This is a genomic window from Cupriavidus sp. D39, assembly GCF_026627925.1.
Lineage (GTDB): Bacteria > Pseudomonadota > Gammaproteobacteria > Burkholderiales > Burkholderiaceae > Cupriavidus > Cupriavidus ulmosensis.
In genome coordinates, this window is record NZ_JAPNLE010000009.1 from 3,298,154 (window position 1) to 3,313,940 (window position 15,787).

Here is a 15,787-nt window from a genome sequence, read left to right on the forward strand (position 1 = left end):
CGCAAAGCAAAACGGGCGCCAAGGCGCCCGTTTTGTCATCTGGCGGACCGCTTAGAAGCGGTAGCCGACGTTCAGGTAGGTCACCACCGGATCGATCTTGATCTTGGTATGCGACACAACCGTAGCATTGCCCGCCGCACCCGCGTTCTGGGTGGTGAGCGTGGCCGTGCTGGACAGCGGCAGGTAGGACACCGACAGGCCGACGAACCAGTTATCGGTGACGGCGTAGTTCGCGCCGACATTGAACACCGGATTCCACGAGCTCTTGGCGCTCGCCGTCATCCTGGCGTTCGGGCCAAACTCGGAGCGCACGAAAGTCTGGTTGCTGATGGTCTCGTCGGTGAACCAAGTGTAGTTCGCGCCAAGGCCCACGTAGGGGCGGAACTTGGTCTTCGCTTCCCCGAAGTAGTACTTCACCAGTACCGCCGGGCTCCATTGCTTCACATTGCCCAGCGTGCCGTATTTGGCAAACGTGCCAGCGCCCTCCACATCGTGCTTCGGTGGAATCCCCACGACAAATTCACCTGCGATATTGTCGGTGAAGAAATGCGTGAACGCGATGCCAAGCGTATCCGCGGACTTGATCTTGGCACTCGTGCCGGCTTCGGTCTGGTTGACGGGGAAGCCGCCGATGCTATCGACGACCAGCGCATCGGCCGAACTCGTTGGCATCACGCGGAACCAGCCCAGGCTGACAATATTGCTGCCGGCGCTTTGCGCTTGCGCGGCACCGGCAACTAGCATGGCTACGCTGGCCAGCAGGATCTTCTTGGGGGACATGCCTCTACTCCTTGTTAACTCTCTACCCGAGGCAGGCATTATCCCGTCTGGTGTGACCCCTCTGTTTCAAACGCTTAACACTTTTGTAGAAGCCGGCCCCTAAAGCACGGGTTAACCATTAAAAACACAGGCAAACAAGCCAAACTGGTCGTGCAAACTGTGTGCAATTTGCGACGCTCGCCGGCCAGGAAACCTACTGCGCGGCATAGGCCTACTCGCCACAAGGGAATTACGCCGTGCCAGCGCTCGCCAGCACGCATGCAGCCAGGTCCCACAGGGCGTAACCAACACTCTTGAAGACCAGCGGGCTGCCGCGGCGCGCGCGCAGCGCGTCCGCGGCGAGGATGGCATGCTCGAACGGCTGCACGGTGGCCCAATCGATGCCGGCCTGCAGCAGGTCGCCCGCCTCCTCCTCGATGCCGAACAAGGTGTCGGCCAGCAGCCGGCCATGCGCCGAGGCCGCCTGGCAAAGCGCCGGCGGCAACTCGCACATCTCCGGGCGGAACGCGCCCACCGCAGCGATGAAATGATCGTCGCGCCACAAGCCGCTATCCAGGTCCGGCAGCACCGGCACCAGGCTGGACGTCACCGTCACCACCATCGACACGCGGGGCAATACGGCGCTCACGTCATCGACCGTCTGCGCCTCCACGCCCAGCGTGCGCGCATGCGCGGCGAGGGCTTCGGCCTTGGCAGCCGTGCGCGAATGCAGCCACACGCGGCGCGGCGAAAGGCCGGCGACATAGGCTTCAAGATGGGTCATTGCCTGCACGCCGGCACCGATGATCAACAGCTCGCCAGCGGGATCCGGCGCGAAGCACTGCGCCGCCAGCAACGACACGGCGGCCGTGCGCCGGCCCGTCACGGTGGGCCCGTCCAGCAGCGCCAGCCGGCGTCCGGTATGGGCGTCGGCCACCACCACCTCGCCGAGGATGTTGGGCAGGCCGCGCTGCGGATTGCCAGGGTGCACGGTGATGTTCTTGGTCATCACCAGTTCCCGGTTGCGTGCCGGCATCACCAGCAGCGTGCCTTCGCCGCCGGCTGGATCCCCAACGGCCAACGCAATGCGCGGCGGCGCCATGGCCGTGCCCGCGCGCAGCTCGGCCAGCATGCCGGCAATGGCGCGTGCCAGCGCGGGGTAGGGCAGGCGGGCCGCCGTCTGGGCGGCGTCTAGCAGGGCAACGGACATGGCGGGTGGCTCCGGAGGCGGTTCGCGAAGCTGGATTATCCGTGAACTCGCCGCCGGCCCCACACGCGCGATGGGTTCAGCAGGTTCAGCGCGCCAGCAAGGACATTGCCTATTCCGGATAACGCGTACCCGCTACTGCGTCCGCCGGAAACACGGTGTCGATGGCCGCCATGTCGACCTCGTCCAGCGGCATACGGGCCACATATATCAGCCGCATCGATAAAATTAACGCCGTGATCCATCGCATGATTAATCGTGCGAATGGAATCGGCATCGTCGTGCGCGCCGTAGAACTCGCTCATGCCTCACGATCGGCCTGCCCTTTCAAGCCGGACACGGCGGGATTTCAACCCGGACTCTCCCGGCGGGACAGGAAGTCAACCAGCACCCGCAGCTTCGGCAACATGTGCCGGCTCGATGGCCACAACATCCAGAAGGTGCCCTGCACCACGTTGAACGTATCCAGCGCGGTCACCAGGCGCTTGTCGCGCAGCGCCTCCTGCGCAACGAAATCCGGCACGTAGCAAATGCCCAGGCCGCCGATCGCCGCAGCCAGCACGCCTTCGATGTTGTTCAAGGCAAAGGTGCCTGGCAAACGCACTTCCTCACCGTCGGCATCCTGCGTCAACACCCAGTCCTGCAGTTTCCCGCTGGAGGGGAAACGATAGCGCAGGCAAACATGCTGCTCCAGGTCCTTAGGCCGCCTGGGCATGCCGCGCCGCGCGAAGTAGTCCGGAGAAGCGCATACCACCAGGCGAAAAGGACGCAGGCGCCGCGCCATCAGCTGGGAATCCGTCAGCTCGCCGCTGCGGATCACCATGTCGAAGCCCTCCTCCACCACGTCCACCAAGCGGTCGCTGAAATCCAGGTCGAACTCGATTTCCGGATAAGCGGCGGAAAACGCGGCCAGGTCAGGCAGCAACAGGCGATAGCCGATCGCCGGCACGCTGATGCGCAGCCGGCCGCGTGGCGCCTCCTGCAGCCGCGATAACTCCAGTTCGGCTTCGTCGATTTCCTCGAGGATGCGACGGCAGCGCTCGAAGAAGAGCACGCCCTCATCCGTCAGCCGGATCTGCCGCGTGCTGCGGTGAAACAGCCGGATGCCAAGCCTGGCCTCGAGCCGCATCACGCTCTTGCCGATGGCCGACGGCGAGACGCCGAGAAGCCGTCCCGCGGCGACAAAGCTCCGGGACTCCGCCGCGCGCACAAAGGCGTACAGGCCACTAAGACTATCCATGGCTATCCATCACGATCCATGCCGGCTCATTAGAGAATTTTTGTCCATTAAGAGCGGCAATCAAGGGGCTTTAAGAGGCATTACGGCCATCCTATCATCAGTCCACTTTCGCGGATGGCCGCAGCCACGTCCGACCGACGCCGGCACCATGCAACGCCCCGCCCTCCTATCCGGACTCCCGATGCCCAAACCTGCACCTGACGCCGCGCACACCACGACGCAAAAACCGATGATCCTTGGCGCCGTCTGCCTCGCCGCGCTGGCCATGCCCCTGAGCTTCACCGGGCCGGCGGTGGCCTTGCCCGCGATCGCTGCCGATCTCGGCGGCAGCCCCATCGCGCTGAACTGGGTCACCAACGCCTTCATGCTTTGTTTCGGCAGTTGCCTGATGGCAGCCGGCGCACTGGCCGACCGCTGCGGGCGCAAGCGCGTCTTCCTCGTCGGCATTGCCGGCTTTGCACTGAGTTCCCTCGCCCTCACGGCAGCGCCCGACATCGCCTGGCTGGATTGCCTGCGCGCGGCGCAAGGGGTGGCAGGCGCAGCCGCCTTCTCCGGCGGCATGGCAGCGCTGGCGCAGGAGTTCGAGGGGCAGGCCGCTACCCGCGCATTCAGCTTGCTGGGCACCACGTTCGGCGTGGGACTCGCATTCGGGCCGGTGCTGGCCGGATGGCTGATCGAGCAATCCGGCTGGCGCTCGGTCTTCCTCAGCGCGACCGCGATCGCCGCTTGCGCCCTGGTGCTGGGCGTGCGCTGCATGCGCGAGTCGCGCGACCCGGCCGCGAGCGGCCTTGACTGGCCTGGCGCGGGCACCTTTACCGGCGCGCTGGCTCTGTTCACCTATGCCGTACTGCGCGCGCCCGACAGCGGCTGGGGCAGCTTGCCGGTGGTCTTGCTGCTGGCCAGCGCCGCCGTGCTGATGCTGGCGTTCGTCATGGTCGAGCAGCGCGTGCGCGCGCCTATGCTGGACCTGTCGCTGTTTCGCCATCCGCGCTTTGTCGGCGTGCAATTCCTGGCGGCCGCGCCCGCGTATTCGTACGTGGTGCTGCAAGTGCTGCTGCCAATCCGCCTGATCGGCATCGAAGGCTACAGCGCGATCGAAGCCGGCCGCATGATGATTGCGCTGTCCGCACCGATGCTGGTGGTGCCGCTGCTGGCCGGCCATCTGACGCGCTGGCTCTCGGCCGGCCTGATCTGCGGCCTGGGCTTGCTGGTGTGCGCCGGCGGCCTGCTATGGCTCGCGCAGTGCGCACCGGGCCAGCCGAGCGCCCGGCTGGTGCTGCCCATGCTGGCGATTGGCCTTGGCATCAGCCTGCCCTGGGGTTTGATGGATGGCCTCGCCGTCAGCGTGGTGCCCAAGGAACGCGCGGGCATGGCCACCGGCATCTTCAGCACGACGCGCGTGGCGGGCGAAGGCATTGCCCTGGCCATCGTCGGCGCCATGCTCGCGGGGCTTGCCGAGTCCAGGCTGCACGCCATGGCCGCTGCGCCCTCGGCCACGCTGGCGCAAGCCGCGCACCGGCTCGCCATGGGCGACCTGCCCCGCGCCATGGCCCTGCTGCCGCAGGCGAGCGAGCAGGCACTGATGCAAGGCTATGGCGATGCATTCCGGCTCCTGCTGTATATCCTCGCAGCGATCACCGTTGCGTCGGCGGCATTGGTATTCGGCTTGCTCAGCCATTCACGGTTGCCGCATCCGTCAGGGTCCGCGCCAGAGGTCGTGAGGTAGCGACGCACGCCACGCCACCGTCGATACCGGGGTCGCGCTGATCGCCAGTGACAAGGCCATGCTGCACCAGGCGGCGCACGCCGGGCTCTGGCTGTTTTACGAGTTCGAGGCACTGCTGCTCGCACCGCCAACGCCGGCGCAATCAGCGGCGCGGCGCCTTGGCTACGGCGCCACGCACCTCGATGCCGATGCGGTCGACCACCTTGCCGGCAGCATCCAGCAATTCCACTTCGTGCCGGCCCGGCCAGGGCAGCCAGGAGAGCTGGCCGCCGCGCCCCAGCGGCTTGCCATCGATGCGCCAGCTCACATGTTGCGCGGTCTGTCCGCTGACACCTTCTGCATGGAACCAGACGCGCTGCGCTGCCGGCGGGATATCGGGATCGAGCGCGAACACGGTGCCATCGGCAGGGCTGGCGATAGCGGATACGCGATCCTTGGTGGCACGCACGCTATCCGCGCTGGCCACGTTGACGACCCGCATTGCGGTACCCGCGAGGAACACCTCATCGCGCGCAGGTTCGAGGTCATCGGCGAAGCGCAGCGGCACGCGCTCCACGCCAGCAGGCATGGCCGGCGCCATGCTCGGCACCGAGCGGTGCAGTGCCTCCATGATCTCGTGCCACACCGGCGCCGCGCCGGACACGCCCGAGACCTCATGCATGCTTGCGCCGCTGGCATTGCCCACCCACACGCCAACCGTGTAGCGCTGCGACCAGCCCACGCACCAGTTGTCGCGCATGTCCTTCGACGTGCCCGTCTTGACCGCGGTCCAGAAGCGCGTGGTGAGCGGGCTGTCCAGGCCGAACGTGCGCGCCCGTGCGTGGCGATCCGACAGTACATCGGCAACCAGGTAGCTCGCCGCGGGCGACATCACCGCGCGCGCCGTCACGGGCGGCGCATCGGCGCGCAGCCGTGCGCTCGCATAACGCCCGCCGTTGGCGAACGCGCGATAGGCATTGGTGAGCGCGACCAGCGGCACATCGGCGCTACCCAACGCAAGGCTGTAGCCGTAGTAGTCTCCAGCCTGCGTCAGCGGCAAGCCGAGCGCGGTCAGCCGCTGGTGAAAGCGAAACGGCGTGACCATCACCAGCGTGCGCACCGCGGGTACATTCAGCGACGAAGCCAGCGCGGCGCGCATGCTCACCCAGCCCGCGTATTGCCGGTCATAGTTCTGCGGCACATAGAGCCCCCGCCGCCGCCCGTGGGCAAGTTGACCGGCCGGTCGTCCAGCAGCGACGCCGTGGTCAGCCGCCGCGCTTCCAGCGCTTGCTCATAGAGAAACGGTTTCAGCGTGGAGCCGGCCTGGCGCGGCGCCGCAGCGTGATCGACTTGCGCGGCCGCCGACAACGCACCCGACGAACCGACGTAGGCCAGCACGTCGCCAGTCGCGTTGTCGATCACCACCACGGCGCCATCTTCCACATTGCGCCCGGCAAGCTCGCGCAGATGACGATCGAGGCTTGCCGTGGCGATGCGCTGCAGGCCGGCATCGAGCGTGGACGTGATCGTGGCAGGCACCGGCCCGGCGGCACGGGCTTGCGAAACCAGCAAGCGCGCCAGGTGCGGCGCGAGCTTCGGCGCCAGGCTCGACGTCGATGCATTGCCCACAGCGTTGCTGATGCCCGCGCTGCGGGTACGCAGCAAAGCCAGTTGCGCGAAGCCGTCCAGGCCATCGCATGCCTTCGGCAATTGCTGCTCGCGCAGGATGCCGCAGGCGCGCTGCGCCACTTGCGGCGCACGCGCGTTGGGCGCGCGCACCAGCGCTACCGCCAGCGCCGCCTCGCGTGCATCGAGGCCGCTCGGAAACTTGCCGAACAGCGCCTGCGACAGCGCGGACAAGCCTACCAGTTCGCCGCGAAACGGCACCAGGTTGAGATAGGCCTCGAGGATCTGGTCCTTGCTCCAGTTGCGCTCCAGTGCGGTCGCTCGCACGGCCTGCGCCATCTTCTGGCTCACGCTGCGGCCGCTGTCGGCACGCCGCAGGTCTTCGTCGAGCAAGCCGGCGAGCTGCATGGTCAGGGTGGAGGCGCCGCGCGTGCGCGTGTTCCACAGGTTGGCCCACGCGGCGGCGGCAACGCCCTGCCAATCCACGCCGCTGTGCGCATGGAAGCGCCGGTCCTCGGACAGGACGATGGCGATGCGCACCGCGGGCGATATCTCCGCCAGCGTGACCCAGTCGCCGCGGCGCGCACGGAAATCGTCGCGCACGCGGGACAGGGGTTCGCCGTGGCGGTCGAGCACCACCACGTCCGCGCTGCGCCAACTGGTGCGCACGTTGTCGAAGGACGGCAACGCATGCGCGGGCGCGCTGGCCATGCAGGCCATCACGACGACCGCGCGCAGGCCCGCCTTCATTTGTCCCGCCCGGCCACCACGCCGGCCACCAGCAGCACCTGCGCGGCCGCGTAGGTCCACCAGATGCCGAGCGCAAAGGTATCGAACGGCACGAGAAAGCGCGCGGTGCCGAGCAAGCCGTCGGACACGGCGAAGCACAGCGCACCGAGCGCCGCCAGCGGCGTCGGCAGCTTTGCCAGCAACGCGGCGCAGGCCATCGCCGTGAGCGCGCCCACATAGACCGAGACCGGCACCGCCAGCGTGCCCAGGTTGGGCCAGAAGCGCGCGACCATCACGCCGGCCGCGCCCACCACCGCGCCGCAAGCGATCAGGCGATGCGCGCGCCCGTCGCCCGCCATGGGCACGAACAAGCCGAGGTAGGCGAAGTGCGCGATCAGGAAAGCACCGAGCCCGCCGATGAAGGAGAACGACAGCCACGGCATCGCCAGCAGGAAGTCCCCTAATGCGGAGAACAGCAGCGCCGCCATCAGCCAGCGCCGCTCGCGGCGCACGGGATGGAAGTGCGCGGCGCGTACCAGCAGCAGCGCCATCGCGGTCTTCCACACCGGCTGGAAGGCGATCTGCCCGTTCAACGGCGCGCCGGGTGGCGAGTCCATCGCGACGGTGACCAGCAGGCCGCCGTAGACCAAGCCGGCCATCGTGCCGGCCATCCACCACTCGCGCACCCGCGCGGGCATCATCATTGCAAGCCAGCTCAAGGGCGTGCTCCTACGGTCAGTCTGGCATTGGGTTGCGCGCCGAAGACATCCGGCGCGTACATCGCTTCCACCCGCGTGGGCGGCAAGGCGAACTCGCCGGAGTTGTTCAGGCGTACGGTGTATTCCACCGTGGCGTTGCCGCGCGGCAGGTAGGCGTAGTACTCGCGCAAGGCCTGCGGCGTGCGCTCGGTGAATGCGGGCCATGCGCCCTTGCGCCGCTCGCCGCGCGTGGCGATCTCCGAGTCGCGCCCGAGGCCGCTGCCCAGGATGGTGGCGCCGGCAGGCACCGGGTCACTCACCACCACCCATGTCATGTCGGCCTGCGCATCGATCTCCAGCTTGACGCGATACGTGTCGCCGCGCGACCACTTGCCCGCCACCGCCTGCTCCACCGGCGTCACGCTGCGCGTGATGCGGTAGCCGGCCGAGAGTGGCGCGGCGAGCGGCACTGCCGCCAGCGCGCGCACCGTGGCCCAGGGCTTACCGGCGCCTTGCTGCACGGCCTGCAGCGTGGCGGCCTCGCCCGCACGTGGCCACGGCAGGCTGAGGCTGCCACCCGGCACGCCATCCACCTTCTGTGCGCGCGCCCAGTCGAAGCTGCGCGATGCATCGGGCACGCCCTCCAGCGCCACGCGCGTGGCGCCCGACACCGGCGTCTTCTCGAAGGCTTGCGCAAAGCGCGTGATCGCCAGCGAGCCCCAGGCGTTGGCCGTGGTGGTGCCCCAGGCGCCACGCATCTGACGGCCGAGCAAGCCGGTTGCAAGTTGTGCGCTTTCGTCCCTCCAGCCGGGCAACTCAAGCGACAGCGTCAGCAGGCGCGCGGCATTGAGATCGCCGCCGCTCATCAGCCACCACCAGTTGTCGTCGCGCTCGGTGGAGAACGCCAGCCGCGTGCCTTGCACCGTCAGCCGCGAGCGCAGGATCTGCTGCGCTTGCGCGAGGCGCTCGTCGCGCTGCGGGATATCCTGCACGCGCGACAGCACGGCGATCCAGTCGAGCAGCGCCGAGGTGGGCCATTGCGCCGGCAGGATCTGGATCGAGCCCAGCATGCGCGCCTGCGCGTGCCCGCTGCGCGACAGCGCTTCGAGCGCGGCCAGTTTGCGCACTTCCAGGTCTTGCGTGGGCGCCCAGCGTTCGCGCTTGATGCGGCCTTCGATGAAGGCGGCCAAGCCGCTTTCCATGCGCGCCCGCGCCTCATCAGGCAGGCGCAGCGGCAGGCCCGCGCGCACGGCTTCGTCGGAGACTGCCAGCAGGTAGGCGGTCAGCACCTCGCTACCCGCATCGACGTCGTTTTGCAGCGGGAAATACGAGGCCAGCCCGTCGTTGTCGAGATAGCCGGGCAGCTGCGCCGTCAATGCGTTCCATTGCGCCGCATCACCCAGCCCGATCGCGCGCGAGGCACGCTGCTCCAGGCACGTGAATGGATAGCTGCGGAACCACTCGCGCACGCCCGGCATGCCGCCCGCCAGCGACGCCTGCAGGTTCACCTGCAGGCCTCCGCGAGGCTGGCCCGCAGCATCCGCCAGCGCACCCCGCGGTGCGCGCACCGGCACCGACAGGTTTGGCGCCAGCTGCGCCAGCGTGGCTTGCTGCACGGTGAGCGGCACCGCCGGCACCAGTCGCTGCGAGAGCTTGACGCGGTCGCTGGCGCCCCCGTCTTGCCGGCCTCGGTGGCTTCCACCTCCCACTGCACCGTGCCGTCCTGCACCAGCGAGCCGGCGGGCAACAGCGGCGCAGCCACGTCCCAGCCGATCTCGCGCGATTCGCCCGCGGGGATCTCCACCGTCTGCGCCGCCAGCGCCTGCGGCTGCATGGATTGTCCCGGCGGGCTCACGCGCGCCGCGGCCTGCACCGTCATCGCGCGCTGCGTGGTATTGCGCAGCGCAAACATGGCCCGATAGCGATCTTCCTCGCGCACCAACGGCGGCAGTCCCGAGATCAGCTGCAGGTCCTGCGTGGCAGCAAGAGTAGCGCTGCCGTTGCCGAAGCGGCCCACGCCCAGGTCGGCCACGGCCACGATGCGGAATCGCGTGAGCGAATCGTTGAGCGGCACCGTCAGCGTGGCGCGCCCTTCGCCGTCAAGCTGCACGCGCGGATTCCACAGCAGCAAGGTATCGAACAACTCGCGCGTCGGGCTCTTGCCGCCACCGCCGCCTGCCGGCACGGCCTTGCGGCCGTAGTGGCGCCGGCCGATGATTTCCATCTGCGCGGTGGCGGTCTCCACACCGTAGCTGCGCCGCCGCAGCATCGCGTCGAGCAGATCCCAACTCGTGTTCGGCATCAGCTCAAGCAGTGCTTCATCCACCGCGGCAAGCGCGACTTCGCCGTTGGCGGCAGGCTTGCCGTCCGGCAGCTTCACCTGCACGGCTACCTGCGCCTTGCCGCGCACGGGATAGCTCGCCTTGTCGGGTGTCACCTTCACATCAAGCTTGTAGCCCTCGTTGCCCACGCGGATCTCCGCCAGCCCGAGGCGGAAAGCCGGCTTGGACAAATCCACCAGTGCGCTCGGCGCGGCGTACTCGCGCCCCTCGCTGCGAAACGCCTGCCACCACTCGGTCGGCTGGCGCCAGCCCCAGGTGAAGAACGAATACCAGGGCACCTCGCGCAAGCGCCCGCGCAACGCCAGCACCGACACATACACATTGGGGCCCCACTCCGGCCTCACCTTGACCCGCACCGTGGGGTCGCGCCCGTTGAGCGCCACCACGCTGGTCTCCAGCACGCCCTCGCGCTCCACCGCCACCAGCGCGGTGGCATGGCGGAACGGCATGCGCACCTGGAACACGGCGGTCTCGCCCGGCGCGTAGGCCTTCTTCTCGGGCAGCAGGTCGATGCGGTCGTTGTTCTCGCCGCCGAACCACAGCTCGCCCTGGCGCGTCACCCACACCGAAGTGGCGGCCTGCGATACGCGTCCCGCGTTATCCCGCGCCTGCGCGATCAGCTCCACCTGGCCGGCCTCGGGCAGCGCCACGTCGCATTGCATGCGGCCTTGCGCGTCGGTACGGCCCTCGCATACGGTGCCCAGATCCTTGTTCTCGTTGCGGTTGTCATAGCGATAGAAGCCGCCCACCACGCGCTTGCGCACCGAGGTGGTGATGCGCACCTGCGCGCGCAGCGAGATCGGCACGTTGGCCTGCGGCCGCCCCTGCGGATCGAGCGCCACGGCATGCACGGGCAGCTTCTGCTTGACCGAGACCCAGCTCTGCGTGCGGATGCCCGCCACCACGCCGGCCGGCCACATCGGCACCGTCTGGCGCAGCGTCTGGATCTCGCCGTTGGGGTCGGCAAAGCCCGACTCCACCACCAGGTCCTTGGGTGCGTCCAGCCTCGGCATGTTCTTGAGGGTCAGCGTGCCGCCGCCGCTCTTGTCCAGCTTCAGCGGCAGCTTGTCCGCCACCAGCTTCTGCGCCTCGTCGCGCTGCGCAGTGCCATCCTCGCCCTCGTCCTCATCGCCACTGCTGTCCTTTTGCGGCTTGCGCGGCGCGGCGAAGGCATAGCCATCGTAGTCGGCAAAGCGCACGTACTTGTCGCGCAGCAGCGCCGACACCCGCACCGGCAGGCCTGCCGCGCCGCCGCCCGACACGTAGTGCACTTCCAGGTTGAGCGGCACCTCGGCCGGCGCCACCAGCGCCCCGCCGCTGCCGGCCTTGAGCGTGCCCGCGAGCACCGGCAGGCGGAAGGCCTCCACGCGGAAGCTGCCGCTGTCCATCACGCGATCCTTGGCGTCGCTCAACGACACGGTATAGACGCCAAGCTTCGCTGCCGCGGGAATCGCGAACGTGCTCTCGGCGCTGCGCCCACCTGTGGCGGTGGTGCGCCACTGCACCGGCTGCTCGTAGGTCTGGCCACTGCCTTCATGCTGGATGACCAGCTTCTCCGGCAAGGGATCGCCCGCACCCGGCAAGGCGAAGCCATTCGCGGTCTCGGTGCGGATCACGTGCTTCATCGACACGGTCTCGCCGGCACGCAGCAAAGTGCGATCGAAGATGGTGTGGGCGCGCACGTCCGGCACCGCGCTGGTGTCGGTCGGCACATTGAAGCGCCAGCTCTCGATGCCCTGGTTCCAGTCGGACATCACGAAGGCCATGTCGGCCTGCCCGCGCGCCTGCGGATGATCGGCGGCAATGCGCGCCGAGACGAAATAGCCAGACAGCCCGGTGTCGTCGCAACTGCGCTCGCGCACGTCGTCCAGGCCGTTGAAGCTCGCCAGCCCGGCAGCATCGGTACGGCCCGAGGCCAGCAGCTTGCCGCTGCAATCGCGCAGCGCCACCGCGGCGTTGGCCACCGGCTTGCCGTCGTCGAGCGTGGTGACCCACGCCAGCGCAGTCATTTTGCCGGAGCCGCGCGCGAGCTTGAAATGCACGCCCAGGTTGGTCACCAGCGCGGCGGTGCGCACGTACATGGGGACCGGCTTGCCGAGCAGTGCCTCGCCCAGCATCGGCGACGCGATCTCCACCACATGAAAGCCCGCTTCAGGCAGCGCAATGCCGACCACCTCGAACGGGCGGGGCGCCTTGCCGCCGGGCTCGCCCAGTTGCGGAATGGCGAGCTTGCGCGCACCCGCCACGCCATCGAGCAGCGACACGGAGCGGGTCTCGATGGAAGGCGCGTTGCGCGGGTTGTTGACCGCGGACGGCGAGCGGCCGGCGAGAATGGCGTCGAGCTCGCCGCGCGTCCAGCTGCCTTCGTGCAGCCGGCGCACCAGCCCGTACCAGCGCAGCACCGCGCCGTCGTCGTCCACCTTCAGGCGGCGTACCGTGCCAGCTTGCGCGCGCACGCCTTGCGCCGGCAGGTCGGCCTCGACATTGCGCAGCGTCACCGGCAGCAGCGCCGGATAGTCGGCCGGCGCACGGCCCTTGGGCAACTCGCCAAAGCGCTCGAGCACGCCGAACGGGGCGGCCGAGAATTTCGCCAGCGGCGGCATCACGGCCATGCTGACCTTGAGCGGGAACAGCTCGGCATTGGACAGCACGCGGCCGCTGTCGTCCTTCAGGCCGGCGGGTACCGAAAGCGTGAACTCGGTCTTCTCGGCAAAGGGCGGCTTGAAGCTGACACTGCTGACGGGCGCGTCGCGCGCCGCGTCCGGCTCGAATTGCGGGGCGCGCGGGCCTTTCGGCGTATTGAGCAGGATATGCTCGGCGTCCTTGCGCGAGATCGGGGCGGAGAACGACAGCGAGATAGGCCGCAACGGCGTGCAGGGCGACTGCGCGCGCTCGCGCTCGCAGGTAAAGCTGGCGGTGAAGGGCTCGCGCACGGTGTAGTCGAAGCGCCGCTCGTCGCGCGTGGCCAGCCCCGAAGGCGTGGCGATGCCGCTGCCCAGCACCAGTTGCATACGCGCACCGGACGGCAGGCGCTGCTGGCAGGCCAGCAGGTGCACGGTATCCACCTCGTCGGCCTTCAGCTTCCAGTGCAGCGCGCCCAGCACGGCGTCGCGCTCCTTGCCGGCAACGAGGCGCACGGGGATGCGCTCGCCCAGGCCTTGCGCCTGGCACCATGCAGCGGTGCGCACCGAGTCGGCGGTGGCCGGCCCGTTGAAGCGCAGCGCAAAGACCTGGTCTTCTTCGATCTCGCCGCCGCCGGGTCGCGCGAAGACCACGGTGGGGCCGCCGGTCTCGAAGCGGTACTCCGGCTTGCCGGTGTACGCCTTGCCCGCCTCGCTCTTGAGGCCGGCCACCATGCGCACCGTGCATTTGACGCCGGGAGGCAGGTCGCGCGCAAAATCGAATGCCCAGTTCTTCGCGTCGATCCAGCGTGCCTGCCCGGTGATCGTGCTGCCATTGCAGGACACCGTGGCGGGCGGGCTCGCCTGCAGGTCGCCCAGCGGCACCATCGCTTCATCGAAGCGGATCGCCACCTGCCGCACGCGAGCGACCTCGCCCTCCGGCGAGAAGCGGATCACCTGCGCCGCCTGGCCGGAGCCCGGCAACGTCGCCAACACTGCCTGCAGGCAAGCTGCGGCAGCCCACCAGTACCCACCTCTCGCACGTTGCTCACGCTTGTCCATCCGAGCGACGATCTGCGTCATCCTGCCTCCTCCCGATTACGGCACCCGGCGAGGGTGACATGCGCCGATGGCAAGCGCAAGTCCGCGCGCGCAGCGAGAGGCCCGCTGGCTAGCGCAAATGCGACAGCGGCAACGGCCCGTCGCGCTTGAGCGCGGTCAGCACGATGTTGGAACGCACGCTCTCCACGCCCGGCACGCGCATGAGCTTCTTCATCGTGAATTCGGCCAGCGTCGGCAGGTCGGGCACCATGATACGCAGCAGGTAGTCGGCCTCGCCCGCCACGGAGTAGCACTCCTGCACTTCTTCCAGCAGCAGGATGTCCTCGCGGAAGCGCTCGACGATGGTGTCGCCGTGGTGGGCCAGCTTGACGCTGGTGAACACCAGCACGCCAAGCCCGAGCGATGGCGGCGACAGCACCACGCGGTAGCCGGTGATCACGCCGTCGGCCTCGAGCCGCGCGAGCCGCCGCCCGATCTGGCTGGGTGAAAGATGAATGCGCTCGGCGAGCTGCTGGTGGGTGGAGCGGCCGTCGGTCTGCAATGCCGCCAGCAGCGCGAGGTCGAATGGGTCGAGGTTGATCATGGTCATGTCGCTTCGGTCGCGTTGGTCGCGTTGGTCGAATCGGAATCGCTTCTTGTTGTGCACTACGCTGGCGGGAAGAATGCTACCTCCACCGCCGCCTTGCGGCACGCCGATTGTCGCTAGCAGCGCACCCGCGCATATTTCCCGCATACAATACCAAATTTCTGCGTGATTGATGCATCTCCTGACGAAACCAAGCCGTATTTGCGGGCCATTTACGTCATATCCTCGCTAAACTGTGCGGTAAATCTGCAGGAGATAAAACATCATGGACGCAATGGCTATCGCCACCCAGGCTGGGGACGCCCAGGCCAGCTTTGCCGGCACCTTGACCGACAAGCTCAAGGAACAATTCGACGCCGGCCTGCTGTCCGGCCAGGAGCTGCGCCCCGATTTCACCATCGCGCAGCCGCTGGACCGCTATACGGACACGGACCACGCGGTGTGGGCCAAGCTCTACGACCGCCAGGCCTCGATGCTGCGCGGCCGCGTCTGCGATGAATTCCTGCAAGGCCTGTCCACGCTGGGCATGGAGCGCGACCGCGTGCCCAGCTTCGACCAGCTCAATGAAACCCTGATGCGCGCCACCGGCTGGCAGGTGGTGGCGGTGCCCGGCCTGGTGCCGGATGCCGTGTTCTTCGAGCACCTGGCCAACCGCCGCTTTCCCGCGAGCTGGTGGATGCGCAAGCCCGAGCAGCTCGATTACCTGCAGGAGCCCGACTGCTTCCACGATGTGTTCGGCCATGTGCCGCTGCTGATCAACCCGGTCTTTGCCAACTACATGGAAGCCTACGGCAAGGGCGGGCTCAAGGCCGCCTCGCTGGGCGCGCTCGACATGCTGGCGCGGCTGTACTGGTACACCGTGGAATTCGGCCTGATCCGCACGCCGGAGGGCCTGCGCATCTACGGCGCGGGCATCCTGTCGAGCCAGGGGGAATCGATCTACAGCTTGGACTCGGCCAGCCCCAACCGCATCGGCTTCGATGTGCGGCGCATCATGCGCACGCGCTACCGCATCGACACGTTCCAGAAGACGTACTTCGTGATCGACAGCTTCGACCAGCTGTTCGACGCCACCCGCCCCGACTTTGCGCCGCTCTATGAGGAACTGCGCGCACAGCCCACGCTTGGCGCCGGCGACGTGGGGCAATCCGACCTCGTGCTGCATCGCGGCTCGCGCGAAGGCTGGGCCGACAGCGACGACGTCTGACTCCA

8 protein-coding genes and 2 pseudogenes are annotated in these 15,787 nt (G+C 68.1%); 2 read left to right on the forward strand and 8 right to left on the reverse strand.

Annotated elements, in window-relative coordinates:
- Positions 1-51: 51 nt before the first annotated feature.
- The 4 genes from OMK73_RS27565 to OMK73_RS27580 all read right to left on the reverse strand — a co-directional run bounded on the left by OMK73_RS27565 (position 52) and on the right by OMK73_RS27580 (position 3,206).
- Positions 52-780 (reverse strand): OmpW/AlkL family protein, encoded by a 729-nt coding sequence (locus OMK73_RS27565; protein ID WP_267604818.1) that lies wholly within the window; start codon positions 778-780, stop codon positions 52-54.
- Between the two features lie 229 nt (positions 781-1,009).
- The gene (locus OMK73_RS27570; RefSeq protein WP_267604819.1) at positions 1,010-1,969 is read right to left on the reverse strand and encodes a delta(1)-pyrroline-2-carboxylate reductase family protein; all 960 of its coding nucleotides are present in this window, start codon (positions 1,967-1,969) and stop codon (positions 1,010-1,012) included.
- Between the two features lie 109 nt (positions 1,970-2,078).
- Positions 2,079-2,243 carry a hypothetical protein gene (locus tag OMK73_RS39405; protein ID WP_420715587.1) on the reverse strand — a complete coding sequence of 55 codons (165 nt, stop codon included), beginning with the start codon at positions 2,241-2,243 and terminating at the stop codon, positions 2,079-2,081.
- Positions 2,244-2,315: 72 nt separating this feature from the next.
- Entirely contained in the window at positions 2,316-3,206 is an 891-nt protein-coding gene (locus tag OMK73_RS27580) for a LysR family transcriptional regulator (RefSeq protein WP_267604820.1), read from the reverse strand.
- Between the two features lie 181 nt (positions 3,207-3,387).
- Here OMK73_RS27580 and OMK73_RS27585 point away from each other — a divergent pair, with 181 nt between their 5' ends.
- Positions 3,388-4,932: an MFS transporter gene (locus OMK73_RS27585; protein ID WP_267604821.1), complete on the forward strand. Its 1,545-nt coding sequence runs from the start codon at positions 3,388-3,390 to the stop codon at positions 4,930-4,932.
- A gap of 142 nt (positions 4,933-5,074) precedes the next feature.
- On the opposite strand, the pseudogene pbpC reads toward OMK73_RS27585, so the two are convergent.
- From pbpC to OMK73_RS27605, 4 genes and pseudogenes are all read right to left on the reverse strand, one after another.
- A pseudogene (pbpC, locus tag OMK73_RS27590) lies at positions 5,075-7,287 on the reverse strand (penicillin-binding protein 1C).
- Positions 7,284-7,985 (reverse strand): lysoplasmalogenase, encoded by a 702-nt coding sequence (locus OMK73_RS27595; RefSeq protein WP_267604826.1) that lies wholly within the window; start codon positions 7,983-7,985, stop codon positions 7,284-7,286. The pseudogene pbpC and the gene OMK73_RS27595 overlap by 4 nt, the downstream one beginning before the upstream one ends.
- Positions 7,982-13,989, reverse strand: a pseudogene (locus tag OMK73_RS27600) (MG2 domain-containing protein). Before OMK73_RS27600 ends, OMK73_RS27595 begins: the two are co-directional and overlap by 4 nt.
- A gap of 109 nt (positions 13,990-14,098) precedes the next feature.
- Entirely contained in the window at positions 14,099-14,578 is a 480-nt protein-coding gene (locus OMK73_RS27605) for an Lrp/AsnC family transcriptional regulator (protein WP_150987569.1), read from the reverse strand.
- A gap of 271 nt (positions 14,579-14,849) precedes the next feature.
- On the opposite strand from OMK73_RS27605, the gene phhA reads away from it, so the two are divergent.
- Positions 14,850-15,782, forward strand: coding sequence for a phenylalanine 4-monooxygenase (gene phhA / locus OMK73_RS27610; protein ID WP_267606536.1), 933 nt, complete (start codon positions 14,850-14,852; stop codon positions 15,780-15,782).
- Positions 15,783-15,787: the final 5 nt, after the last annotated feature.

Bases quoted from the DNA above. Each gene is read 5' to 3' on its own strand.
- OMK73_RS27565 (WP_267604818.1), bottom strand. From the start codon at position 780: ATGTCCCCCAAGAAGATCCTGCTGGCCAGCGTAGCCATGCTAGTTGCC.
- OMK73_RS27570 (WP_267604819.1), bottom strand. From the start codon at position 1,969: ATGTCCGTTGCCCTGCTAGACGCCGCCCAGACGGCGGCCCGCCTGCCC.
- OMK73_RS39405 (WP_420715587.1), bottom strand. From the start codon at position 2,243: ATGCCGATTCCATTCGCACGATTAATCATGCGATGGATCACGGCGTTA.
- OMK73_RS27580 (WP_267604820.1), bottom strand. From the start codon at position 3,206: ATGGATAGTCTTAGTGGCCTGTACGCCTTTGTGCGCGCGGCGGAGTCC.
- OMK73_RS27585 (WP_267604821.1), top strand. From the start codon at position 3,388: ATGCCCAAACCTGCACCTGACGCCGCGCACACCACGACGCAAAAACCG.
- OMK73_RS27605 (WP_150987569.1), bottom strand. From the start codon at position 14,578: ATGACCATGATCAACCTCGACCCATTCGACCTCGCGCTGCTGGCGGCA.
- phhA (WP_267606536.1), top strand. From the start codon at position 14,850: ATGGCTATCGCCACCCAGGCTGGGGACGCCCAGGCCAGCTTTGCCGGC.